Origin of the sequence: uncultured Agrobacterium sp. (assembly GCF_913777885.1) — a bacterium.
GTDB lineage: Bacteria > Pseudomonadota > Alphaproteobacteria > Rhizobiales > Rhizobiaceae > Agrobacterium.
Window position 1 is genome coordinate 132,513 of sequence record NZ_CAJYTV010000018.1, and the last position, 25,649, is coordinate 158,161.

21 protein-coding genes are annotated in these 25,649 nt (G+C 57.8%); 12 read left to right on the top strand and 9 right to left on the bottom strand.

What is annotated here, in order from left to right:
• Positions 1-12 precede the first annotated feature (12 nt).
• Positions 13-954, bottom strand: coding sequence for an ABC transporter permease (locus QZ869_RS17475; protein WP_296014110.1), 942 nt, complete (start codon positions 952-954; stop codon positions 13-15).
• Between the two features lie 141 nt (positions 955-1,095).
• The gene (locus QZ869_RS17480) at positions 1,096-2,625 is read right to left on the bottom strand and encodes an ABC transporter substrate-binding protein (protein WP_296106238.1); all 1,530 of its coding nucleotides are present in this window, start codon (positions 2,623-2,625) and stop codon (positions 1,096-1,098) included.
• Between the two features lie 170 nt (positions 2,626-2,795).
• On the opposite strand from QZ869_RS17480, the gene QZ869_RS17485 reads away from it, so the two are divergent.
• Positions 2,796-3,413, top strand: coding sequence for a hypothetical protein (locus tag QZ869_RS17485; RefSeq protein ID WP_296083974.1), 618 nt, complete (start codon positions 2,796-2,798; stop codon positions 3,411-3,413).
• 7 nt (positions 3,414-3,420) lie between these two features.
• Here QZ869_RS17485 and QZ869_RS17490 read toward each other — a convergent pair whose 3' ends face one another.
• A complete protein-coding gene (locus QZ869_RS17490; protein WP_296106239.1) occupies positions 3,421-4,143 on the bottom strand; it encodes a L,D-transpeptidase in 723 nt (240 codons plus the stop codon).
• A 123-nt stretch (positions 4,144-4,266) separates the two neighbouring features.
• Positions 4,267-6,126, bottom strand: coding sequence for a DNA helicase RecQ (recQ, locus tag QZ869_RS17495; protein ID WP_296106242.1), 1,860 nt, complete (start codon positions 6,124-6,126; stop codon positions 4,267-4,269).
• 189 nt (positions 6,127-6,315) lie between these two features.
• Here recQ and QZ869_RS17500 point away from each other — a divergent pair, with 189 nt between their 5' ends.
• The 11 genes from QZ869_RS17500 to QZ869_RS17550 all read left to right on the top strand — a co-directional run bounded on the left by QZ869_RS17500 (position 6,316) and on the right by QZ869_RS17550 (position 18,759).
• Positions 6,316-7,380: a catalase family protein gene (locus QZ869_RS17500; RefSeq protein WP_296084028.1), complete on the top strand. Its 1,065-nt coding sequence runs from the start codon at positions 6,316-6,318 to the stop codon at positions 7,378-7,380.
• 69 nt (positions 7,381-7,449) lie between these two features.
• A complete protein-coding gene (locus tag QZ869_RS17505) occupies positions 7,450-9,726 on the top strand; it encodes an FdhF/YdeP family oxidoreductase (protein ID WP_296106245.1) in 2,277 nt (758 codons plus the stop codon).
• Positions 9,727-10,086: 360 nt separating this feature from the next.
• Complete coding sequence (locus QZ869_RS17510) at positions 10,087-10,320, top strand: acylphosphatase (protein WP_296022180.1); 234 nt, start codon at positions 10,087-10,089, stop codon at positions 10,318-10,320.
• A gap of 174 nt (positions 10,321-10,494) precedes the next feature.
• Entirely contained in the window at positions 10,495-11,148 is a 654-nt protein-coding gene (locus tag QZ869_RS17515; protein WP_296106247.1) for a Rieske (2Fe-2S) protein, read from the top strand.
• Positions 11,145-11,990, top strand: a complete 846-nt coding sequence (locus tag QZ869_RS17520) for an aromatic ring-hydroxylating dioxygenase subunit alpha (RefSeq protein WP_296106249.1) — start codon at positions 11,145-11,147, stop codon at positions 11,988-11,990. Before QZ869_RS17515 ends, QZ869_RS17520 begins: the two co-directional genes overlap by 4 nt.
• Positions 11,987-12,661, top strand: coding sequence for a glutathione S-transferase family protein (locus tag QZ869_RS17525; protein WP_296106250.1), 675 nt, complete (start codon positions 11,987-11,989; stop codon positions 12,659-12,661). Before QZ869_RS17520 ends, QZ869_RS17525 begins: the two co-directional genes overlap by 4 nt.
• 5 nt (positions 12,662-12,666) lie before the next feature.
• On the top strand, positions 12,667-14,046 hold the full coding sequence (locus QZ869_RS17530; protein WP_296106253.1) for an amidohydrolase: 1,380 nt from the start codon (positions 12,667-12,669) through the stop codon (positions 14,044-14,046).
• A 32-nt stretch (positions 14,047-14,078) separates the two neighbouring features.
• Positions 14,079-15,176, top strand: coding sequence for a BMP family ABC transporter substrate-binding protein (locus tag QZ869_RS17535; protein WP_296106585.1), 1,098 nt, complete (start codon positions 14,079-14,081; stop codon positions 15,174-15,176).
• A 6-nt stretch (positions 15,177-15,182) separates the two neighbouring features.
• A complete protein-coding gene (locus tag QZ869_RS17540) occupies positions 15,183-16,769 on the top strand; it encodes an ABC transporter ATP-binding protein (RefSeq protein WP_296106255.1) in 1,587 nt (528 codons plus the stop codon).
• Positions 16,766-17,851 carry an ABC transporter permease gene (locus tag QZ869_RS17545; protein WP_296106257.1) on the top strand — a complete coding sequence of 362 codons (1,086 nt, stop codon included), beginning with the start codon at positions 16,766-16,768 and terminating at the stop codon, positions 17,849-17,851. Before QZ869_RS17540 ends, QZ869_RS17545 begins: the two co-directional genes overlap by 4 nt.
• Positions 17,848-18,759, top strand: coding sequence for an ABC transporter permease (locus QZ869_RS17550; protein ID WP_296022096.1), 912 nt, complete (start codon positions 17,848-17,850; stop codon positions 18,757-18,759). Before QZ869_RS17545 ends, QZ869_RS17550 begins: the two co-directional genes overlap by 4 nt.
• A 44-nt stretch (positions 18,760-18,803) precedes the next feature.
• Here QZ869_RS17550 and QZ869_RS17555 read toward each other — a convergent pair whose 3' ends face one another.
• From QZ869_RS17555 to QZ869_RS17575, 5 genes are all read right to left on the bottom strand, one after another.
• A complete protein-coding gene (locus tag QZ869_RS17555; protein WP_296106259.1) occupies positions 18,804-20,036 on the bottom strand; it encodes a Xaa-Pro peptidase family protein in 1,233 nt (410 codons plus the stop codon).
• 95 nt (positions 20,037-20,131) lie between these two features.
• Positions 20,132-21,958: an ABC transporter ATP-binding protein gene (locus QZ869_RS17560; protein WP_296098463.1), complete on the bottom strand. Its 1,827-nt coding sequence runs from the start codon at positions 21,956-21,958 to the stop codon at positions 20,132-20,134.
• A 3-nt stretch (positions 21,959-21,961) separates the two neighbouring features.
• Entirely contained in the window at positions 21,962-23,746 is a 1,785-nt protein-coding gene (locus QZ869_RS17565) for a gamma-glutamyltransferase family protein (RefSeq protein ID WP_296106261.1), read from the bottom strand.
• 22 nt (positions 23,747-23,768) lie between these two features.
• Positions 23,769-24,641, bottom strand: coding sequence for an ABC transporter permease (locus QZ869_RS17570; protein ID WP_296106263.1), 873 nt, complete (start codon positions 24,639-24,641; stop codon positions 23,769-23,771).
• The gene (locus QZ869_RS17575; RefSeq protein ID WP_296022085.1) at positions 24,638-25,585 is read right to left on the bottom strand and encodes an ABC transporter permease; all 948 of its coding nucleotides are present in this window, start codon (positions 25,583-25,585) and stop codon (positions 24,638-24,640) included. Before QZ869_RS17575 ends, QZ869_RS17570 begins: the two co-directional genes overlap by 4 nt.
• Positions 25,586-25,649 lie beyond the last annotated feature (64 nt).

Sequence of the window (25,649 nt, forward strand, 5' to 3'; positions counted from 1 at the left end):
TTCCCGCCCCCTTTAGTAGCGCACACGCGGATCGATCAGCAGGTAGAGCATGTCGATCGCGAAATTGATGAGGACATAAAGCGCTGCAATGACGAGAAGCGCGCCCTGAATGACGGGATAGTCGCGCCTCAGAACTGCCGAGACAACGAGGCTACCCACACCCGGAAGACCGAAGACGGTCTCCGTTACGACGGCGCCCGAAATCAGCACCGCCGCCGTCAAACCGATGACGGTGAGGATAGGGATGAGTGCGTTCTTCAGCGCATGCTTCATGACGACGCGGCGTTCGACGACACCCTTCGCCCGCGCGGTTCGAATATAATCGTCACCCAGAACATCGAGCATCGACGCTCGGGTGAAACGCAGGATCAAAGCCGAAGACACTAGTCCAAGCGCGAAAGCCGGCAGCGTCAAATGATACATGCGGTCAATGAAGCTCGAGCCCGGGCCGCCGTAGCCGGAAACCGGAAAGAGGTTCAGCCGCACGGCAAAGAACTGCATGAGAATGAGGCCAAGCCAAAAGCTTGGGATGCTGGCCGCCAGCATCGCAACCGTCGTTGCGGCCTGATCGATGAAAGAGCCCCGGCGATAGGCGGCATAAATGCCGATCGGCAAGGCAATGACACTGGCAATCAGCAGCGAAAACAGCGTGAGAAAGAAAGTCGGCTCAGCGCGATCGAACAATGCCGCGGTTACAGGCATGTTGAGGAAGATCGACTGACCAAGATCGCCCTTCAGCATTTGGCCCAGGTAGTAGAAATATTGCACCGCCAGCGACTGATCGAGCCCTAGCCGGGTTCTCAAGTCCGCGATGTCTTGCGCAGACGCATCCGGTCCAAGCATGACGGCTGCGGGATCGCCCGGTGTGACGCGCACAATGATGAAGACGATCGTGACGACGAGAAACATCACGACGATCATTCCGATGAGGCGCTGGAGGATATATCGGATCATGGGCTTCGTTTTCCCTTGTCGCAGGGTAAAGGAGTCTGCTTGGACACGCTGTGATGAAATGCGCTTCGGTATCGCGCCAGCTCTCTACGCGTTCCACAGAACACGAGGCGATCACTGACGCGATGCCGATCAGTCGAACGACTACTTCTTGATGGAAGTGTTCCAGAAGTAAGGCCAAGGTGCCGCTTCAATACCTTCGATCTTCTTGGACTTGGCGGCGACCGCATTGAAGTCGCCGATTTTCATGTAGGGAATTTCCTCATACATAGCTTTCTGCACATCGGCCCAAAGAGCGATACGCTTCTGCGGGTCGGATTCCGCCGAGAAAGCCTCAACCGTCTGCTTGCGCAGAGGCGTGTCCCACCAGCCGGGCGATGTCGGAGCAAGAGAACCAATCAAAGCGGGTTCGGGAAGGAATGGGCTATGGGTAATGTAGATATCCCAAAGCGCCTTGTCAGCACGGCGCTGGGTCAGCGTTGCCCAGTCCACCACCTGCATGTCCACCTTGAAGCCTGCAAGCTTGAGATACTCGGCTGCGACCTGCGCCATCTTGTAGTGGAACTCATACTGGCGGCTGGTGAGAATGCGGATCGGCTTTTCGCCGTCGTAACCGGCAGCCTTGGCGGCTGTGGCAGCGCCTTCCGGATCGGCAATATTGTAGTTGCCCTCAACACCCGCATCCGTATTCCAGATAAAGTTCTTCGGGTAGATATCGCCGTCAAGCGCGTAGAAGTCCGTGCTGCCGAAGGCTGCAGCCAGCATATCTTCCATGCTGAGTGCCTGGCGGATCGCCTTGCGCATGGCAACATCCTTCGCCAAGCCTTCGGCCGTGTTGAAGACGAAGACAGGATAGCCGAAGGGCTTCAGTACCAAGGGTTCAGTGGCGGAGGAGGATTTGATTTTGTCGAAGGACTCCACCGGAATGGAATCGATATAGTCATATTGCCCGGAGACCGCTGCCTCGACGCGAGTATTGGCGTCCGGTACCGGAACGAAGCGGATCTCATCGAGATATTGATGCCGCGCGCCGCCATAACCATTGCCTTCGCCGTCGCGTGACTTGTAGCCATCGAAGCGAATGAGCTGGATATATTGATCCGCCTTGCGCTCTTTCAGCATGTAAGGGCCAGTACCGATGAACTCCTTCATAGGCTCTTCCTGCTTTTCAGCTGGAAGAATAATGGCGGCCGAATTGTTGAAGGCGAGAAGCGAAACGAGTGGCGCGTAAGGCTGCTTCAATGTGATCGTCACGGTCGAGGGATCAGTCGCTTCGATCTTGTCAATGAACGATGCAGCCTGCTTGCCGCGAGAGGCAACCTTAACCCAACGATTGAGAGAGGCAACGACATCGTCCGACGCCATATCGGAACCGTCGTGGAACTTGATGCCGGAGCGCAGCTTGATCGTGTAGGTTTTACCGTCCGCGCTGATTTCAGGAAGGCTTTCCGCCAGAAGCGGTGCTGTCTTCCACTCCTTGTCGAAGGTGTAGAGCGTTTCGAAGATATGCTGCGTGACGATGCCGACGAGATCGGCGGTGGAGGCCATGGGGTCAAGTGTTGGCGGCTCACCAATCGTTGCGACATTGATCACCCCGCCGCGATCCTGCGCGAAGAGAACCGATGGGCTAACGATTAACGCGGTGGCGAGAAGAAATGCGAGCTTCAGTTTCATGTCATACTCCCAGCTTCATTGTTCCGTTATTATGTTATATAAGCTTTTATAAGAGAATAACCGAAAGGGAGAGGCTGTCAATCTGCTTGTTGCTGCTGAGAAACCAGAAAGCTGATAAAGAGCGGACGCACATGTTGACCACGGCGAGCGCCGGCCCCATCTAAGCCCCCATGTCGAAGAAGAAATCCACCTGCGTACCGCACCTGAGAGAGTCGTGGACGCTGCAGCCCGCAGCAACGCTAGGGTCGTCGGTTCGCGCCAAGGGTATCTTGATGGAGTTGCGGGCCAAATTGCCTTTGGCGGTTCGCAAGGATTTGGATATTGCAGGCGTGGTTCTGTCACTGTCGGTGCCGGAAGACGACGAAAACGACTTTAAGGCAGCAAGCGCCAAAATCTCCAAACTGCTGGAAACAATGGACAGCCTGCCCGTTTTACCGCGCGAGATCGAAGATATCCTTACAATCTCCACGACAGAGCGTCGTCGGTGGCTCGAGGATGGTCGCTTACCAAGCGGCGGGATTAGAACAGTGAGACTGCGTGGCCGGGCGAAACGGATCACCTTTCACGTCTTCGAACCGAAGGTTGTCGAAGAACTTCTCAACAGCGGCGTCATCGACGAATGGCGAGAACACGATATTGCCGCGAAGGCGGAGAACAGGAGGCGTGCGGCGCATCAAGCCAAGCTGACGCGCTCGCTCAAAAAGGCGAAGTTGGCTCGCCCTGCGAAACGTAACTCAGCCGAACTCTCCGGGTGGGAAGAGTTCGACCGCGACGGCCTCCTCAGATAACGCAAAGTTACGCTGAGACGCGGGCGACAAGCGGCACCTGATGGACGACGATACGGGCGTGGTAGGGTACGCGCTGGTATAGATCGATCACGTCCTGATTGACCAGTCGAACACAACCGGATGACGTCGCTTTGCCGATCGACTGCCATTCTGGCGAACCGTGGAGGCGGTAAAGCGTGTCCTTGCCATCCTTGAAGATGTAAAGCGCGCGCGCACCAAGCGGGTTCTTGATGCCGGGATCCATGCCTCCATTTTCGACCGAGAATCGTGCCAGTTTGGGCTGGCGAGCAACCATTTCGGCCGGAACCTTCCAGCGTGGCCACGCCTGGCGCCAATGAACGATCCCCTCACCTTCCCAGGCAAAACCGTCACGGCCGAGGCCCACACCATAGCGCATAGCCGTGCCGCCGGGTTCGACCACATAGAGGAAGCGGTTTGGCGTATCGACGACCACGGTACCGGGCTTTTCGCCTGTCGGATCCAACACACGCTGACGGTAATATTTTGGATCGATCTGCTGGTAAGGGATCGCGGGAAGCATGTGCCCGCCATCCTCCAACGCCGCATAGCGCTGCTGCAACTCCGCCTCATCTGGCGGTACGATGGGCCGCCGAGCTGCTTGCGGCACCACGGCCGGCGTAGAGTTGGTTTGGCAGCCTGCGAGAGCGGCTGTTGCGGAAAGCGCTCCAAAGATGAAGCCGCGACGGGATACGCGCTGAAGAAGTGTCATGTGGGAGATCCATAGAAATTGCGCCTCCTTCTTGCCGATGGAACACCATGTGGCAAGCGGTGGAGGATCACATCCATGGCATCACACTCATATAGAACAAACGCTGCGCCAAAAGTGTCACGGTCATCGTGAGTGAGCTTGGATCACCTCAAGAAATGCCTCGCCGAAGCGCTCTAGCTTGGAAGGCCCGACGCCGGAAATATCCAGCATCTCGTCCTCGTCCGACGGCCGTTCCGTCGCAAGTGCAACCAGTGTCGTATCAGGGAAGACGACATAGGGTGGAACCCCCAGCTCCTTGGAGATTTCCATGCGCACCGCTCGCAATGCCTGGAAGAGTTCGAGATCGGCGCCTTCCAATCCAGACTTTGCGTTTGCAGAACTCGCCGAAGATGACCGAGCCGCTTTGCCGGTCGTCGGTCGGTCCTTGCGAAAGCGGACCTGGCGTTCCTTCTTGAAGACGGCGCGAGAGTCGGGCTCAAGCTTCAAAGCGCCGTACGCGGTATGATCAACGCTGATCAGCCCCGCCGCCAGCAGCTGGCGGTAGACCGATTGCCAGGTCTTTGCCGGAAGATCCTTGCCAGCGCCGAAGACTGGCATATCGACGTGACCGAAGCGGATCGTCTTGTCATTCTCATTGCCAAGCAGAACATCGACGAGGTGACCGGTACCGAAGCGTTCCCCCGTGCGATAGATCGCCGCCATCGCCTTGATCGCGGCTTCCGTCCCGTCCCAGGTTTCAACTGGTTTCAGGCATGTATCGCAATTGCCGCAACTGCCGCCGTGAGATTCGCCGAAATGCTTGAGGATCGCCTGCCTGCGGCAGCCGGCCGTTTCGCAAATGCCGAGCAGCGCATTGAGTTTGGCGCGCTCGACGCGCTTGATCTCTGGGCTTGAATTGCCCTCGTCGATCATTCGACCGCGCTGGATGACATCGGCCATGCCATAGGCCATCCAGACGTCGGACGGTAGTCCGTCGCGCCCAGCGCGCCCCGTCTCTTGGTAGTAGGCCTCCACCGATCCCGGCAGATCAAGATGCGCCACATAGCGCACATTCGGCTTGTCGATGCCCATGCCGAACGCGACCGTCGCCACGAGGCAAAGGTCTTCTTCTTTCAGGAACGCGTCCTGATGGCGGTCGCGCATCTCTCGCTCCATGCCTGCATGGTAGGCAAGTGCTCTTATGCCCTGCGTGTTCAGCCACTCCGCCGTTTCCTCCACCTTGGCGCGGGAGAGACAGTAGACGATACCGCTCGATCCTTTATGGCGCGAGAGAAAGCGCAGCAATTGCTGTTTCGGCTGGTCACGCTCGACAATTTCATAGGCGATGTTGGGGCGATCGAAGGAGGTGCTGAAAACCGCAGCATCTTGAAGCTGCAACCGTTCTATAATGTCATCGCGGGTATGAGGATCGGCCGTCGCCGTCAGCGCCATGCGTGGAACGCCAGGATACTCTTTTGCGAGGCGACCAAGCTCACGATATTCAGGCCTGAAATCATGGCCCCACTGCGAAACGCAATGTGCTTCGTCAATCGCAAAAAGCGCTATTTGCGTGCGACCTATGAATTCCTTGAAACCCGGCGTTACGATGCGCTCGGGTGTAACGTACAGAAGATCGAGTTCCCGGTTGTTCACCGCATTGCGCACGTCCATGAACTCTTCGCGCGAAAGGGACGAATTGAGAGCCGCGGCACGAACCCCGAGTTGCTTCAGCGCTTCTACCTGGTCGCGCATCAGTGCGATCAGGGGCGACACCACAATGCCCAGCCCCTCCCTGCACAGCGCCGGAACCTGGAAGCATAGCGATTTGCCCGCACCTGTCGGAAACAGGACCACAGCGTCACCGCCTGCCATGACTTGATCGACGACCTCGTGCTGGCGCCCACGAAAAGACGCGTAGCCATAGACGCGTTTCAGTAGCGAGAGTGGTGCTTCGCGGGCTTCATCGACAAAAAGGCGGCTGGTCGGACTCTGAGATGGCGGCATGGAATCGCTCATTACGCTAAAATCACTCTATGCCATAGGTCAGAAATTTTCGCGATCAAAAGCCTGAGGCCATTCCAGAACGATACCTGCGAAAAGAAATCCATATCGATTGAGACTGCCAGAATGGCGGGAACCTTCACTCAGCCCCCGGCGTTCCTCATTTTTACGAGGAGCGCTATTTTGACACCCATGCCAATCCGCTATCGCGCAGATCTGGAAAGCATTCGAGACGATGAGGCGGAAACCGTTTCCGGACTGATTGACCAGTTCGATGTCATCCTTGAGAAAACCGCCGAAGACTACGGCCACGCGGTGAGGTCCGTACACGCCAAATCGCACGGAATCATCGAAGCCGAGATGACGATCAGGCCGGACTTGCCGCCGGAGCTAGGACAAGGTCTTTTTGCGACAGCCGGCACGCACAAGGTTTATATGCGCCTGTCCACCAATGCGGGAGATATTCTTCCAGACGCAGTATCCCTTCCTCGCGGACTGGCAATAAAGGTCCTGGATGTGCAGGGGCCGCGCTTACCTGATGCCGAGGGTTCTACCCAAGATTTTGTGATGGTGAATGGGCCTGTCTTCCAAGCGCCCGACTCAAAGAAGTTTCTCTCCAGTCTGAAACTTTTGGCCAAGACAACTGACAGGATGGAGGGCACCAAAGTTGTTATGTCCAGTGTCCTTCAAACCGTCAACAAGGGCCTTGAGGCTGTGGGTGTTTCCAGCCCCACTGTCCAGTCGCTTGGTGGCGCACCGAACCTTGATCCGCTTGGCGAAACCTATTTCAGCGTTACGCCCTTCCGCTACGGCGATTATGTCGCCAAATTCCGCCTTAAGCCGGTCTCAGCGGACCTGACCAAAAGAACCGGAACCGAAATCGACGCAAGCGTTCGTGAGGATGCCATTCGAGAAACGGTGCAAGCGGAAATGCAGAACACCCACGCGACTTGGGAGTTTCAGGTCCAGCTCTGTCGCGACATCGAAAAGCAGCCGGTCGAAGATCCAACTGTCGAGTGGAAGGAGGACGAAGCGCCTTTCTTCACGGTTGCGACCATCACCGCGCTCCCACAGGACAGCTGGAGCGATGGCAACGTCAAAAAGGTCGACGAGGAGATGCGCTTCAGCATATGGACGGGTCTTGCGGATCACCAACCACTTGGCAACATCAACCGCGCTCGTAAACAAACGTACCGCCACTCCGCGGAATTTCGCGCGAAGTTCAATGGCTGCCCGTTTCACGAGCCAGCACGATAAGCGGGTCAACTAGCCTCCATAAGGTGCTCTTCACAGAGCGCCTTTCTGTCGCATGATTGGAAGAACGCCATGACCGATACGATCCCAAATCCCGAGTCTGAAGGTCCCTCCGGTGGTTGGGGATCAGTCAAGTCGATTGCGCGCATCCTGGGCGACGACAAACCATCCCCAATGGTGCTTGAAGAACTGGCCCGGCAAAACAAGCCGGGTGGCGTCATGTGCGTATCCTGCGCCTGGCCGAAACCGGTCAATTATCACCCATTCGAGTTTTGCGAAAACGGTGCAAAGGCAACAATATCGGATTTGACCAGTGCCCGCTGCACACCAGACTTCTGGACCGATCACACGGTCAACAACCTTCGAGAATGGAAAGACTATGACCTTGAGCAGACTGGGCGACTGACGCATCCATTGCGTTACGACAGCACAAGCGACCGTTATGTGGAGGTGTCCTGGGAGGAAGCATTCAATGACATTGGTCAGACTTTGAAATCGCTTCCGCATGAAAGCGTCGTTTTCTACTCCTCCGGACATGCGGGACTTGAGGCATCTTACCTGTACGCCCTCCTTGCCAGGACGTATGGAAACAACAACCTGCCTCAAAGCTCGAATATGTGCCATGAAACGACGTCCGTCGGCCTGAATAAGGTCATCGGTTCGCCCGTCGGCACGATTGTCTGGGATGACCTCGACAAAGCCGACGCTTTTTTCTTCTTCGGCCAAAACCCTGGATCCAATAGTCCGCGCTTCCTTCATCCGCTACAGGAAGCAAAGAAGCGGGGCGCCAAGATTGTGACGTTCAATCCCGTCGTCGAACAGGGGCTTGTTTCCTTCGTCAACCCGCAAAGCCCGGTGGACATGCTGACGGGTCACGAAACGCAGATTTCGGACGAATATCTTCAGGTCAGAGCGGGAGGAGATATTGCCGCGATCCTGGGTCTCTGCAAAGTCGTTGTCGAAGCGGATGACGCAGCTCTCCGCGATGGAACTCCACGCATCCTCGATATCACATTCATCGAGGAGCATACCGTCGGACTGAAAAGCTTTATCGATCTCGTTCGAGACACGCCATGGTCGGCAATCGAGCGGGAGAGCGGACTGAAAGAGGTAGCCTTGCGCGGCGCGGGTGAACTTTACATCGCTGCCGAACGCGTGATCGGCGTCTACGGAATGGGCTTGACCCAGCACTCCCAAGGCGCTCTGAACATCGCGATGATCGTGAACCTGCTTCTGTTGCGGGGAAATATTGGTAGAGAGGGCGCAGGATGCTGCCCGGTCCGCGGCCACTCCAACGTCCAGGGACAACGTACAGTCGGAATAGCAGAGAAAACCAAGCTTATTCCGATGGACAAGCTGAAAACCCTGTTCGACTTCGATCCGCCAACCGAAGACGGCACGACGATCGTGGATGCGGTCAAAGGCATGATGGCTGGGAAGATCAAAGCGACCATTTCACTTGGGGGAAATCTGGTTCGCGCAGTCCCGGACCAGAAAGCGATGGAAGCGGCATGGGCAAGCCAGGATTTGACGGTCGTCGTGTCCACCAAGCTCAATCGCAGTCATCTGTTCCCCGGCGGGAAAGCCTATATTCTGCCGTGCCTCTCACGTCTTGAGCGCGACGAGCAGGCCTCTGGTGCGCAGTCTGTGACCACCGAAGACAGCTTCTCGCATATCTCCGGCTCAGTTGGCAAAAGAACGCCCGCCTCGAAACATCTAAAAAGCGAACTGGCCATCGTGACAGGGATTGCAAAGGCGGCGGTCGCCCCCAATCCGAAACTCAAATGGGATGAATGGACGGGCGACTACGGCCTCGTCCGGGATCTCATCGAAGCGACCTACCCAGAAGAGTTCCGCGCCTACAATGAACGCATGTTCGAGCCAGGAGGCTTCTATCGCGGCAACGCAGCACATAACCGCATCTGGAAAACCGAAGAGAAAAAGGCGGTCTTTACAACACCAAAGCAGTTGAATGCATTGGCCTTCGATGATGCCGATGGTCGCTATCGGCTCATCACCATGCGGTCGAACGACCAGTTCAACACAACGATCTACGGCTATTCGGATCGCTTCCGCGGTATCGAAGGTACCCGAGACGTGCTCTTGATGTGTCGGGAGGACATACAGTCAGCCGGGCTGTCCGAGGGGCAAGTTGTCACCCTTGTCAGCGACTTTGACGACGGCGTGGACCGTGAACTTGCAGGGCTTAAGGTCAGGGAACACAATCTTCCGAAAGGAACGATTGGTGCCTATTATCCTGAAGCTAACGTTCTTGTTGCTATCGATCACCATGATGAGCTTTCCAAAACGCCTGCGTCGAAGGCCGTGCCAGTGCGCATAAGAATTTGAGACTTCTTGCGCTCGCAGGCTCCGAATAACGCAAGACCGCATAGGGACAGGCGGTCTTCGCCAAGCGCTACTCCAATTGCCCGCAGGCAAAAACCGGTCGGCTTCCACACGCTACATGATTGCATAGTCTAGCAAGGGGTAGGGTGACCGGCGTGTGTCGAACCAGTCCAGAATGTCATACATAGCACAAGATAAGAGCGAGCAACTTCGCACTTGCGCGCAGGCGCCGATCTTGGGAGAACAGCCCTCACTGCCCGTTCGAATGCATCACGGACCAACTTGATCATGGCTACATCTCATCATGAGTTCCCTGCCCCGGAAAATCTGGGGGACGCAGGCTCAGCCATTCGCAGTGAGCGGATGATAATTCTTGGCAGTCTGGACACGGCGAGCTTTCTGCCCTGGATTAACCGCCACGCCGCTAAGCTGGGCCTGAGACAGACAATCCATCATGCTGATCAGACGCGCATTGATCTTATCCTTACCGGGCCGCTCGAACTGATCGACGCCATGGAAATGGGATGCTCTCTGGGTCCTATCAGCGTCTGGGTAGACGATATTCAGCGCGTGGAAGCTGTAAATGAAAGCGTCTGAACAGCCGTTGATGGAAAAGTGTATCGCTGCTGCAAAATAGCGTTTGCGTAAATATCAGTCATAGTTGCGCGTGCGAAAATTTTATGCAAACGTATCGACGATGTCGTACGATCCTGTGCGCTGTCGCCACCTATACTCTGGGGCTAAGCCTCTAAAATCACTCGGAAGTTTGAAATGCCTCAGGATATCTCCCCGGCCTGGACGCCCGTCGCGCTATCGACGGATTTGCCGGAGGCATCCGTCATTCCTGCACGTATCGCCACAGCTGCATTGGCCCTTTGGCGATCGCAGGGCGGTACGGTTTCAGCGGTTGCCGATCGCTGCCCACATCGCGGAATGCGGCTTTCCCATGGCTTCGTTCGCGGCGAGGCGCTGTCGTGCATTTATCATGGTTGGCGCTACGGCAAGACCGGTCAATGCCTTGCCATCCCCGCGCACCCCAGCCTAGCGCCGCCCGACGCCATTCGTGTCGCGACATATCAAACGAGCGAACGCGACGGAGTGATCTGGGTGTCGGCCAGCGACGAGCGCAGTGACGTGCCCGCACATGACGGCATGACGGGGCTGCGCAGCATAGCACTTTCCGCAAAGCCGCAGACACTCGCCGCATGCATTGGCAGCATTTCGGTAGGCGACGCTATCGAGTGGGCGGTCGATGGAACAAAGGCTCGCCTGTTGCTGGCGCCATCTGGTGAAGACGGTACGATCCTCGTTCATCTGCTGATCGAGAGCGGCGCCACGCTGGTTCAGAAAGTTGCCGCATCACATGCTTTGGAGGCAATCCGTCGCCATGCCGAGGCCCTCGAACACCAGGGAGAGACCGCATGAGCCATTCCGCGATGATCGATCAATGGTATCCCGTCGGCCTGATCAGCAGGCTTCAGCCTGAGGGGCAGGAAACCCTGTTAATGGGGGAGGCAATCCGCGTCTGCTACACCGCCGACGGCAAGGCGTCGGTCATGACCGCTGACGGGCGCGCTCTTCCTGTGACGGAGCGGTACGGGCATGTCTGGTCCTCTCTCGGCACACCCGAAAAACCACTTTTCGACATTCCCGAGGCAGAACAGCCTGGCCGTCGACTGGTCGATGTCGGCGTCGTGCGCGTGCGCTGTTCGCCATTGCGCGCTGTCGAGAATTTCCTTGATATCGCGCATTTCCCTTTCGTTCACACCGACGTTCTGGGTTCGGAGCCTCATACGGAGGTGGAGAATTACAAGGTAGAAATCCGAGAGGATGCTGACGAAGTCTGGGCAACGCAGGTGAAATTCTACCAGCCGCAGGCGGCAAAATCAGCCAGTGGTGGCATCACGACGGAATACATGTACCGGGTGCCGGCGCCAACGTGCTCGGTGCTCTACAAGACCTGCCCACCGAAGCCTGGTGAATGGGACGTGATCACGCTGTTCGTTCAACCTTTGACGGAGGAGCTCTGTGACGTGTGGCCGTGGATGGCGCTCTATGACGATGAGACGCCGATGACCGATCTCATCCATTTCCAGCAAATGATCTTTCTGCAAGACCGCTCGATTCTAGAAAACCAGATTCCACGCCGCCTACCTCTCGATCCCGGCATGGAAATCCCCACCCGCGCCGATCTTACCTCCGTCGCTTACCGCCGCTGGCTGAAGCGCCACGACTTCACCTATGGCGCACAGCTGGTAGCCCAATGATCCTTTACGACTATATTCTCTCGCCGAGTTGCTACAAAGCGCGCCTAATGGCCGCACTCACTGGCATCAAGCTGACGCTTCGTGCGGTCGATTTTCATCCGGGTGCAGAACATCGCAGTCCTGAATTGCTGGCACTGAACCCGGCAGGCTCGATTCCGATCCTCGTGGACGGCGACCTCGTTCTAACCGAATCCTGCGCCATCCTCGTCTACATCGCAGGCAAGTCGGCACCCGCATGGCTCGGCAGCAGCGAGCCCACGATAGCTGCCCGCATCCAGCAATGGCTTTCCTTCTCCGCTCGCCTCACCGCAAGTCTCGGCGGAGCGCGCTTGCAGGAAATGCTGCATCGTCCGGGCGATATAGATGCCTTTCGTTCAAGCGGCGTCATCGCACTCAGGGAGCTGGAAGCGGCCCTCTTCGAGCAACGGCTGAAGGGCGAGGCATTTGTGGTCGGCAACTCACCCACGATCGCCGATATCGCCTGTTTCCCTTATGTGGCACTCGCCCCCGATGGCGGCGTATCTCTCGATGCCTATCCCTCCATGCGCCTGTGGATGCGCGCCATCAGATCATTAGACGGCTTCATCGAGATGCCCGGCATCCATCGCCTGCACGAGTTGAAACCTGATCCGCATGAGATGCCAGCGGTGAGCGAAACGGCAGAGGCGTGACGAGCATGGCTGGGCATTTGCTGAAAAATTGCGCTGCGGTGATTGTCAACGACGGCAATGGCATGACCGTTCGCCGCAATGTCGATCTCTTGACCGAAGGTCCGGCGATCAAGGCCATCGGCGAGAACCTTGCGCACGGTGTCCTTCTTGAAGACACCGAGATCACCGATGCCACTGGATGGTTCGTCTATCCTGGCCTAGTCAACACGCACCACCACTTCTTTCAGTGCTTCGTGCGAAATCGTGCCGAACTCGACTGGACGAAACTCTCGGTCATCGAATGGCTTGATCGAATCTACCCGATCTTCGCGCGGCTGACCGAGGACTGCTTCTATCATTCGTCGGTTACAGCCATGGCCGAGATGATCAAGCATGGCTGCACGACGGCTTTCGATCACCAGTACAATTTCCCGCGCCATGCCGGCAAAAGGCTGATCGACCGGCAATTCGACGCGGCTGATCTGTTCGGAATGCGCTTCCACGCCGGTCGCGGAGGCAATTCGCTACCGAAATCCGAAGGCTCCACCATTCCCGATGAGATGCGGGAGACGACGGACGAATTCATCGCCGACTGCGCCCGGTTAATCGACACATATCACGACGCCGCACCCTTCAGCATGCGCCAAGTCGTGGTTGCACCCTGCCAACCGGTCAACGGCTACCGCGAAACTTTCGTGGAATCGGTTCGCCTTGCGCGGGACAAAGGCGTGAGACTGCACACCCATGTCGGTGAAGGCGAGAGCGAAGTGATCCGAGCACGCCACGGCCTCCGCACGGTCGATTATCTGCACGAGATGGGGTTTGCCGGACCGGACACCTTCTACGCTCATTGCTGGGAACTGAGCCATGACGAATTACGCACCATGGCAGCATCCGGCACAGGCGTCGCCCATTGCCCTGAGCCCGTGTACCTCGTCGGCGCGGAGGTCACCGACATTCCGGCTATGAGCGCGTTGGGAGTACCTGTTGGCCTCGGCTGCGATGGCGCTGCCTCGAACGACAATTCCAACCTCATGCACTGCATCCATTCCGCCTATATGTTGCAATGCCTCGCCGCTTCGACGCGCGCTCACCCTGTGCCGGCACCGGCCGATTTCCTTGGCTATGCGACGACAGGCGGCGCTCAGCTCCTCGGTCGCACCGACATCGGTCGTCTTGCGCCCGGCATGGCCGCCGATCTTTTCGCCATCGACACCCGCCGCATGGATTATGTCGGCACCCGCCACGATCCTCTGAGCCTGATTGCCAAGGTCGGCATCGGCATGCCGACGGACATGACCATGATCAATGGACGTATCGTTTGGGCAAAAGGCGAGTTTCCCGGACTGGACGAGGGAAAACTCTTTGCCGACGCAGAAGCGGCGTTGGCGACAATCGATTTTTGAAACGACACAATCAACAAGGGGAACCCACCATGATCAACTCGCTTAACCGCCGCACGCTCCTAAAAGGCGTCGCACTTTCAGGTCTTGCCAGCGCGATCGGCGCGCGCGCCACATTTGCGGCAGACAAGCCGCTCGGCATTGCGCTCGTCGTTCCTTCGCCAATCGGCGATGTGGGTTGGGGCCATGCATTGGCCGCCGGCCTCGAGCCGATCAAGGCGGCCTACGGAGACAAGGTGAAGGTGACTGTTCTGGAGAATATCGCCGAAGGCCCCGATGCAGACCGCATCATGAACAAGACCGTAGCCGACGGAAACAAGTTCCTGATCGCTGGCTCCTTCGGCTATCAGAACGGCGCACTACAAATCGCTCGCCGCAATAAGGACGTAACCGTCCTGCATGCATCCGGCTTCCAGGTCGCGCCAAACTTCTCGCCCTTCGCGGCGAAATATTTCCAGGGCACATATCTGATGGGAATGGCAGCTGCCGCACTGACGAAGTCAGGCAAGCTCGGTTCAGTTTCGGCTTTCGCCATTCCGGAACTTATCACTTCCATCAACGCCTTCACCCTCGGCGCACAAGCGGTCAAGCCCGATATCGAGGTTTCCGTAGTCTGGGTGAACTCCTGGTTCGACCCTGCAAAGGAACAGGAAGCGGCCAAGGCGCTGATCTCGCAAGGTTGCGATGTGATCTTCTCTAACGCACAGGATACGCCTTCCGTGATCTCGGCCTGCGAGGAGGCCGGTGTCTACGCGTTTAATCTTAACTCGTCGATGAAGAGCTACGCGCCGAAGACCTATCTCGGCTGCGTCGCGACCGATTGGTCGCCCTTCTTCAAGGCATCCGTCGATGCTCATCTTGCCGGAAAGTTCAAAGGTGCCAATGCCTTCCTCGGCATGGCTGATAAAGTCGTCGAAGTCGTCGACTGGAATGCCAACGTACCTGCAGACATGGTGACGAAGATCAAGGCAACTGAAGCGAAGATTGCAGATGGAAGCTTCTCGCCCTTCACTGGCCCGATCACGAAGGCCGACGGCAAAGAAGGTGTGGCAGCTGGCAAGACGCTGACAGATGCGGAGATCGTTGCCATGGACTGGCACGTCAAGGGCGTCAAGACGCCGCTGCCGAAGTAATCGGACATGCCTGAAATCGCCCTCACCGCGTCGGGCCCTGGCGATCAAGCGAAAGCTCCACTGCTGTCGCTGCGCGGCCTGTCTAAAAGCTACGGCCAGATCCGCGCCAATCAGGCGGTCGATCTGGACGTGGCGGAGCATTCGATCCACGCCATTCTCGGCGAAAACGGCGCTGGCAAATCCACGCTGATGAAGCTGATATATGGTGTGGAAACGCCGGACGAGGGCACAGTAACATGGCGCGGCGAGCCGATCCGGCTCGCCTCACCCGCCGAGGCTCGCCGCCAGGGCATCGGCATGGTCTTCCAGCATTTCTCACTATTCGAGACGCTGACGGTTGTCGAAAACATCTCACTCGTCGTCCCCGGAAGGAAGAGCGACCTCATCGCGCGGGTGCGGTCACTCGGACGTGATTTCGGCCTCGATGTCGATCCGCTTGCCCATGTGCATGCGCTTTCGGTCGGCGAGCGGCAGCGTGTGGAGATCATCCGTTGCCTGATGACGGACCCGAAGCTCATTATCCTTGACGAGCCAACGTCGGTGCTGCCGCCGCAAGCGGTCGAAAAACTTTTCGATACACTGAAGCGTCTGCGCGAGCGCGGCGTCTCCATCCTCTTTATTTCTCATAAGCTTGAGGAAATCCGCGCCATCTGCGACCGCGCCACCATTCTGCGCGGCGGCAAAGTCACCGGCCATGTCGACCCGCGCGAGCATGACGCGCATGATCTCGCCCGCATGATGATCGGTCGTGACATGCCGGAAATCAAAACCGCGACCGTCGCCGAAACCGGCGAGAAGCGTCTCGAGTTGATCGGTCTCGACCATACGCCTGTCGACCCGTTCGCTGTGCCGTTGAAGCGTGTGACCCTCGAAGTAAAATCGGGAGAAATCGTCGGCATCGCAGGGATTTCCGGCAATGGTCAGGCAGAACTATCTGCCATCATTTCCGGAGAAACCCGGCTTGGGCGCGAGGCAAAAGATCGCATCTTCATGATGGGAGTGGATGTCGGACGTCTTGATTCCGCGGCCCGCCGCACACTAGGCTTCGCCTTCGTGCCGGAAGATCGCCTCGGCCGCGGTGCCGTGCCGGAACTGTCGCTTACCCTCAACGCGCTTCTGACCGCTCATCCACTCGGCTTGCTCAAGTCCGGTCTTATAGATCAGGCTGGCGCAAAAGCCTTCGCCGAGGCCTGCATTCGCGATTTTGATGTGCGCACACCGGGGCCCGAGGCGGAGGCCGGCGCGCTATCCGGCGGCAACCTGCAAAAGTTCATCGTCGGCCGCGAGATCATGCTCGGACCAAGACTCCTCTTCGTCGCTCAACCCACCTGGGGTGTCGATATCGGCGCCGCCATGGCTATCCGCCAAAAGCTGATTGCCTTGCGTAATGCCGGCATGGCGATCCTGGTCATTTCCGAGGAAATCGAAGAACTTTTCGAAATCTGCGACCGTATTCAGGTGTTGAATGCCGGAACGCTCAGCCCCTCGCTCACCACCTCCGAGACCCGGGTCGAAGATGTAGGACGCTATATGATCGGCGCAGATACCGTTGCATCCACCGAAATCTCCTCTGCCGGAAAGCTGTCCGCATGAAGGCCTTCCCTCACCTTATGCGCCGAGAGCGTGCGTCTTTGACCGCGACGATCATTGCGCCACTCGTAGCGCTTGCCATCGCGACACTGATCAATCTTGCGCTTTACGCCGCCATGGGCAAAAGTCCTGCAGCCGTCTTCTACGCCATGCTGCTTGAGCCATTCCTGTCATGGGCCTCCTTTTCCGAGGTGCTTTTGAAAATGGGGCCGCTGCTACTGATCGCACAGGGACTTGCCATCGGCTTTCGCGCCAAGGTGTTCAATATCGGCGCCGAGGGGCAATTCATCCTCGGGGCGATCTTCGCATCGGCCATTCCAATCTATTATCCGGAAGCGACCGGAGGCTGGATCTGGCCCGCCATGTTGCTTTCCGGTGCCATAGGCGGCGCGCTCTGGGCCGCGATCACAGCCTTTTGGCGTGTGCGACTGAACGCCAACGAAATCCTCGTCTCCTTGATGCTGAGCCTCGTTGCGGCGCAGGTGCTCAACTATCTCCTGCTTGGTCCATGGAAAGACCCTAACGGCTTCAACTTCCCGCAATCGGTGATGTTTCAGTATGACGCCATGGTCCCGATCCTGATCGAGGGTACACGCGTCAACTGGTCCTTCCCGCTCACGATCGTTCTGTCGCTCGCGGCATACATCTTCATGCAGAAAAGCTTTCTGGGCTACAAGTTGCAAGTGGGCGGCCTTGCTCCCCGTGCAGCAGAGTATGCCGGTTTCAGCCAGGGCCGCGCCATCTGGCTTTCGCTTCTGATCGGCGGCTTTGCTGCTGGTCTCGCGGGCGCGGCGGAAGTGGCCGGGCCAATCGGGCAATTGCAGCGGTCGATTTCCACCGGCTACGGCTATGCCGCCATCATTGTTGCGTATCTCGGCGGATTGCATCCTATCGGCATTATTCTGTCGTCGCTGGTAATGGCAGTAATCTACATCGGTGGTGACAATGCCATGGTTTCGGCTGAACTGCCGATTGCGGCGGTGAGAGTGTTTCAAGGCAGCCTGCTGGTCACCTATCTCATCGCAGTCGCCTTCGTGCGCTACCGCCTGGAATGGCCAAAACCCGCAGATCGGAGGCCGGTATGAACGCCATAGACTTCATCCTCTCCGGCATGCTGGCAGCAGCGACACCCTTCCTGCTCGCAGCATTGGGCGAGTTGGTCGTCGAACGCGCCGGCGTCCTTAATCTCGGAGTGGAAGGACTGATGGCACTCGGTGCGGTCATCGCCTTTATCGTCGTCTATCATGGTGGCGGTCATGTGCTGGCCTTCCTCGCAGCCGGCTTTATCAGTGTCCTCCTCTCCCTCGTCTTCGCGCTTGTTGCGCTCGGTTTTCGCGCCAATCAAGTCGCAACCGGCCTTGCCATCGGTATTCTGGGCCAGGGCCTCTCGGCTCTCTTCGGCAAGACCTACGAGAGCTTGACCGTCAGGGGGCTGCCGAAAATTGCCATTCCTGGCCTCTCCGATCTTCCCGGCATCGGCGGTCTTTTCGTGCAGGATATCGTGGTCTGGCTCTCGCTTCTCCTAACGCTCGCCATCTGGGCTGGCTTCACCTTCAGCAAGACGGGGCTTGTCATTCGGGCTGTCGGTGAAAACCCCAAGGCTGCACACGCGATTGGCTATTCTGTCATCGGCGTGCGTGTAGCAGCTATCGCGTTCGGCGGCTTGCTGGCTGGCTTTGCCGGCGCCTATGCCTCCGTCGTCTACACGCCGCTTTGGGCCGATGGCATGATTGCCGGACGTGGCTGGATCGCAATCGCACTTGTCGTCTTCGGCACTTGGTTGACAGGCCGCATCTTTCTCGGCGCATGTCTGTTTGGTGCCGTCTCGCTGATGAGCCTTGCCGCCCAGGCAACAGGCGTGGAACTGCCCTCGCAGCTCCTCTCCAGCCTGCCCTACCTTGTCACCATCATCGTACTTGGCATCATCTCGGCCAACAGGCGGCTGTTGAAACTTAATGGCGTCGCCTCTCTCGGAGAGCCCTTCGAGCGATAAGACAGATAGACAATAGGATGCGTCTGACCGAATTCCGGTCAGATTCAAACCTTCGCAAGATCAAGAAGATGTCGTGGCAAGCTGTTCATGCATTGCGTGCCGTTGGGCGTCACCAGAAACTGGTCCTCGATCATCAGTGCCCCGAAGTTCTGCCCATAGAAAGGCGCTTCAAGCGCAACGACCATATCAGCCTCGATGATTTCCAGGCTGCCTGCCGAGAAGAACGGCCATTCCTCAATGCCGACGCCGCCGCCAACCGAGTGGCCGAAGTGTCCGCGGTAATACTCCCCGAACCCATCGCGCCGCATGGACTGGAGCATGGCATCATGCACCGCGCCGAACGTGTTGCCGGGCCTGATCTGTTCCAGCCCTGCATGAAAGGCAGTCTCAAGCGCCTGGAAAATATCTTGCGCCATAGACGGTGCCGGACCGTAGGTCATCGTGCGCGCACCATCGGATGAGTAACCATCAACCAGCGTGCCGACATCGGCCTTGATCAGCGCTCCGGGCGTGACTTTAGCCGCACCGTCGGAAAGGTCTGCTCCAACGGAGATATAATCCCAATGGCCACTTAGCGAAAAACCGCCCGCCTTGGCAGATTCCTGCGCACCCGCTTTCCAGGCAGCAGACAGAGTGGGCACGGAGGCGTTTAGAGAAACAGCCTCCATCATGCGCTTCAACCCAGCTTCTGCCGCAATCGCGGCCCGCGTCAGTCTTTCAATTTCTCTTGTTGTTTTGACGACACGCAACCGTCGCAGCACCAAGGAACCATCGACCCAGTGAACGGCAGGAATGGAGCGTTTCAACGCCTCGAAATCCGCCGCGGGCATGAACTCGAGATCGATGCCGATCTTCGCATTTGTGAGGCCGTGGTCCCTCAAGAGGTCTGAGAGGAGATTGAAGCACGTCGCACGGTCAAAAGTCTCAGGTCGCTTTCCCGCTATACCAGCCCGTCTATATGCCTCGTCGATATCGCAGATCGCCTTGACGCCTGACATATCAACCACGTCGATCCAGATGCGATGCGTGCGGATTTCGATCTCTGGCGCCCTCTGCCTAACCATCGGAGCCGCATGGTCGCTGACGATGGCTGCAAGCGGTCGCTGAGCATTTTCCGGCACGAGTGCAATGGCGGCACCGGCCCTGCCCCACATGGTGACAACGCCTGCGGGAGCACCGATCGCATACTGGAATGCCTCCGGCTGGAACAGAACCAAGGCATCGAGATCGGCCTCTCGCATGAGCCGCTCGGCACGCTTCCTGTCCAAATCGCTCACGGTTCGTCTCCCACGCAAAGCCCCGCATCGGACTTACCCGAGGCTGAGGAAAATCACCAGCCGGAATCCCTTTTGCGAGCCAGGCCAGCTATGGCTCAAGCCAAGACCAGATGTCCGGGCGACACTTCGCGATATTCACGCGGCGGCGGCACATATCCGACAGGACGAACCGGGCTCTTGAGTTCATCGGTACCGGCGCCACGCCTGATACCGCGACGAGCCGGATCGGGTACAGGCACGGCGGCCATCAGCTTCTTGGTATATGGATGCTGCGGATTGGCGAAAATGTCGGAGCGCGGTCCGATTTCGACGATCTCGCCGAGATACATCACAGCAACCCGGTGGCTGACGCGCTCGACCACCGCCATGTCATGACTGATGAAGAGGAAGGCAATCTTAAACTGCTCCTGCAAATCCATCAACAGATTGCAAACTTGCGCCTTGATGGACACATCGAGAGCCGAAACGCTTTCGTCGGCAACGATTACTTTTGGATTGAGTGCCAGTGCGCGTGCAATGGCAACGCGCTGGCGTTGACCACCTGAAAATTCATGCGGGTAGCGCTCCATCATTGCCGGCGACAATCCCACTCTCTCCAGCAATTCCGCAGCTTTACGGCGTGCCTCGGACGGCGAGGCAATGCGATGCTTTATCATCGGCTCCGCCACAGCAGAACCGACGCTCATGCGTGGATTAAGGCTGGAGAATGGGTCTTGAAAGATCATTTGCACGCTTCTGCGAAGCGATCGAAGTCCGGTTGGATCTAGACTTAGGACGTCATAACCGTCGAGCGAAACCTTGCCCGCCTCGGGCTCTACCAGCCGGGTGATGGAACGCCCCGTGGTGGACTTGCCGCAGCCGGACTCACCCACCAGCGACAGGGTCTCGCCCTGAAACAGATCGAAGCTGATGTTCTCCACTGCATGAACCGCGCCCGTCACCCGACCGAACAGGCCTGAGCGAATTTGAAAACGGGTCACCAGGTTTTTCACGGAGAGAACTGGCGTCAGGCCACCGTCTACGGTGTCCGCTACCTCGACGCTCTCGCCCACCTCTCCCGTTTGCATATCGACCTTGGGAAAGCGCAAGGGGCGGCCATGCCCGTCCATAGAGCCAAGTTTTGGCACTGCCGCTAGAAGCGCACGTGTGTAAGGATGTTTGCCCCGATGAAAGATATCCGCTGTATCACCGGTTTCGACCTGGTCGCCACGGAACATCACAATGGTACGGTCTGCAATTTCGGCGACGACACCCATATCGTGAGTGATGAAGAGGACCGCCATGCCGTCTTCTTCCTGCAAGGTCTTGATCAGGTCGAGAATCTGCCCCTGGATGGTAACGTCCAATGCGGTCGTCGGTTCGTCCGCGATCAGAAGCTTCGGCTTTGAAGCCAGCGCCATCGCGATCATGACGCGCTGACGCATGCCGCCGGAAAACTGATGCGGATACTCATCGAAACGATTGGCCGCATTTGGGATGCGCACCTTTTCCAGAAGCCTGACGGTTTCGGCCCTGGCCTCCGCTTTGCTCATCGCCTTGTGTCGGATCAATACCTCAGAGATTTGACGCCCCACCGTGAAGACGGGATTGAGCGACGTCATCGGCTCCTGAAAGATCATAGCGACATCGTTGCCGCGCACATGGCGCATCTCTTTTTCGGAGAGCGACAAAATCGATTTGCCGCTCAGTTCGACCTCGCCTTTGATCCGGCTGACCAAAGGATCAAGGAGCCGCATCAGCGAAAGCGACGTGACACTTTTGCCCGAACCGCTTTCTCCGACAATGGCGACCGTTTCTCCGGCCTTCACCTCAAAAGAGAGACCGCGAACCACGGTCTTCCATTCGTCATCGACCTTGAAAGAAGTCGTCAGGTTTTTGACACGCAGAACTGTTTCGTTGGAGGTTTGCCGTTTGGTCGTCATGGCTCATCTCCCCACAGCATAGGCCTGCATCAGGCGCGGTGTTGCTGCTGCACGAAGCAGCCCATCCTGATCGCGTCGTGCTGCCGTCAGACGACCGACGGTCCAAGGCTCGGCAGGCGTCACGTCATGGCCGCGGCTGCGCAATTCGCGCAGCGCGTCTTCGCCGACGCTGGTCTCGATCATCACGTTGCCCGGCTGGCGAGTGCGCGGATAGAAAGACCCCGGGAAGTGCGATGTGTGGAAGAGCGGCAGATCGATCGCTTCCTGCAGGTTCAAACCGAAATGGGCGTAACGAAGGAAGAAGGAAAGCTGCCACTGGTCCTGCTGGTCGCCACCGGGCGTTCCGAATGCGAGCGTCGGGCGGCCCTCGAAGAGTGCAAGCGACGGCGTCAACGTCGTGCGGGGGCGCTTGCCGGGGGCCAGTGATGTTGGAAGACCCGGCTTCAGCCAGAACATCTGCGCGCGGGAATTCAGGCAGAAACCGAGGCCTGGCACGATAGGCGAGCTTTGCAGCCAGCCGCCGGACGGGGTAACCGAGACCATGTTGCCCTCACGGTCGATGACATCGATATGAACCGTATCACCACGCTTTTCTGTCAGATGCGACATGGTCGGTTCATAGACCGCACCGATCCCCTGCATGGAGTTGAGCATCGAAAGCGTCAGATCGCGCTGGTTCTCAAATCCCGGCACGAGTCCGGGACGCAAATCCATCGATGCCTTGTCCGAAATGAGCTTTCGGCGCTCATCATTGTAAGCGTCCGACAGCAAGGTCTGCACCGGCACCTGCGCGAATTCCGGGTCTCCGTAGTAAACCTCACGGTCGGCATAAGCGAGTTTCATCGCCTCAACGACGGTGTGGACGAAATCCGGACCAGTCGGATCCATCTTGCCAATATCGAAACCCTTCAACAGCGCCAGCGATTGCAACAGCACCGGGCCCTGCCCCCAAGGGCCGGTCTTGGCAATCGTCCAGCCGTGGTAGTCATAGGTCGTCGGCGCATCGATGGTTGCCTGATAGCCTGCCATGTCATCAGCAGTCAAAACGCCCCCGTGTCTCGATCCGCTCGCATCCATCACCTCGGCGTCAGCCAGGTAATCACCAATCTTCTCGGCAACAAAGCCACGATAGAAGGCATCGCGCGCCGCCTCGATACCGGCTTCGCGGTCACCTTTGGCTTCCGACTCCTTGACGATCCGCTTCCAGGTTTCGGCAAGCACTGGGTTCTTGAAGCTCGAGAGCGGCTGCGGCACGGCGCCTCCAGGCACCCATGTCTCATAAGACGTCGGCCATTCAGTTTGGAAGAAATGCGCCAGACCTGCAATTGAGGCAGAGACACGCGGCAGAAGCGGATGGCCGTTTTCCAGATAGTGGATGGCAGGCTCAAGCACCTCGCGAACACTCATCGTGCCGTAATCGCGCAGCATCAGCATCCAGCCGTCAAAGGCTCCGGGAATGACGGTTGCCAGCAGGCCATCGCCAGGGATGATATCGATGCCCTCGCCCTTGTAGTGCTCAATGGTTGCACCGGCGGGAGCCGGGCCCTGCGCGCAGATGACCTCGACCTTGTCCTTTTTCTTCGAATAGATCACGGCAGGCATATCGCCACCTGGACCGTTCAGATGCGGCTCGAGAACCTGAAGCACGAAGCCCGTGGCAACAGCTGCATCGAAGGCGTTACCGCCTTTTTCGAGAATGCTCATACCGACCGAGGAGGCGATCCAGTGAGTCGAGGTCACGACACCGAACGTACCGAGGATTTCAGGGCGGGTTGTAAATGCGGTCATGGGAAAATGTCCTTCGGTAATATCATTGTTCACGTGGATCGAGCGCGTCCCGCAGGCCATCGCCTAGCAGATTGAAACCGATCACCACGAGAAAGATGGCAGCACCCGGCCACATGGCCATCCAGGGCGCCTGAGAGAGGTAGTTTTTCGCGACATTGAGCATCGAGCCCCAGCTTGCAGCGGGCGCCTGCTGGCCAAGTCCGAGAAAAGAAAGGCTGGCCTCGGCGATGATCGCGGTGGCCACCGTCAATGTTGCCTGGACGATGATGGGCGGAACGATGTTCGGCAAGATGTAGCGCAGCATGATATCGTGGTGACCAAGCCCGATAGAGCGAGCACCTTCGATGTAGTCCTCCGTCTTGACCGCCAGCACCTGCGCGCGCGTCAGCCGGATGAAGATCGGCATGGCAGAAAGACCGATGGCAATCATAGCATTGGTGAGGCTTGGGCCGAGGAACGCAGCAAGCGCGATCGCCATTATTAGAAACGGCATGGCGAGAAAGGCTTCGGTGATGCGCGAGATGATCTGATCCAGCCATCCGCCGAAATAGCCGGAGATGAGACCAAGCGGCACACCCGTGATCACCGCTATGAAAACGGAGATGACGCCTGCCATCAACGATGCCTGCGCGCCCCAGATCATGCGTGAAAGTATGTCGCGACCGATATCGTCTGTGCCAAGCCAGTGCGCCGCGGACGGTGCCTTGCGGATGGCGCTCCAGCTCGTGGCATAGGGATCGGCGATCGGCAGAAGCGGTGCAAGAAGCGCCACAAGTCCGAAGAACACGATAATCATAAGGCCGGCGATGGCGCTTTTATTGCGCTTCATCTTCTTCCAGGCGCGACTTTGAGAGCGCTGGGCGACAGGTGAAATAGTTTGAACGGTCGCGCTCATATCGCAGCCCTCATGCGTGGATTGAGGAGAACCGTGACAACGTCTGCCAGAAGGTTCATCAGGATGAAGCCGATAGCGGTACATAGAACCACGCCCTGCACGACCGCATAGTCACGGGTGAAGACGGCATCAACGATGAGCTTTCCAAAGCCCGGAATGGTGAAAATCTGCTCGGTCAGAACCGCCCCCGCAAGCAACTCACCGAATAGTAGCGCCGACAATGTGATGATGGGCAGGAGCGCATTTCTGAAGGAATGGCTAAGTACGACCTGCCAGCTGGACAGGCCCTTAGCTCTGGCGGTGCGGATATAGTCCGATTTCATCACCGAAAGCATTGCCGAACGCGTGTGGCGCATCAGCGTCGCAGCCAGGGCGTTGCCGAGAACGAAGGACGGCATGATCATTGTTTGGAGAGATCGCACCGGATCGACAAAGATCGATTCATATCCCGATGCCGGGAGCCACCCCAGTTGAACCGAGACCAGAAGAATGAGCATGATGCCGAGCCAGAAATTCGGAATGGAAAGACCCGAGAGCGCGACGATGTTCGACACGTAATCGATCCAGCTATTCTGCTTGACCGCGGCGAGAATGCCGATCGGAACGCCGATAACCAAAGCGAAAAACATGGACATGACCGCAAGCTGAATCGTCACTGGGAGCTTCTGCCCGATGAGCTCGAGAACCGGCTGATTGGTCCTGAGCGATACGCCGAAATCGCCTTGGACGACCGAGCCGAGCCAATAGAAATACTGGTATACGACCGGGTCGTTCATCCGATACCGCTCCCGCAGCAGTTCGATGACCGCAGGATCACGCTCTTCCCCCGCCATCGCCAGAATGGGATCCCCTGGCAAAAGCTTCTGCAGCGAAAAGACAAAAATCGAAATGATCAACAGTGTCGGTATCGCAACCAACAACCGCTTGCCGATATAAATATGCATGGTGGAAATCCCTGAAAGCCTGGACGCCAGGAGACGGAACAGGCGCCGCGTTTCGGCGCCTGAA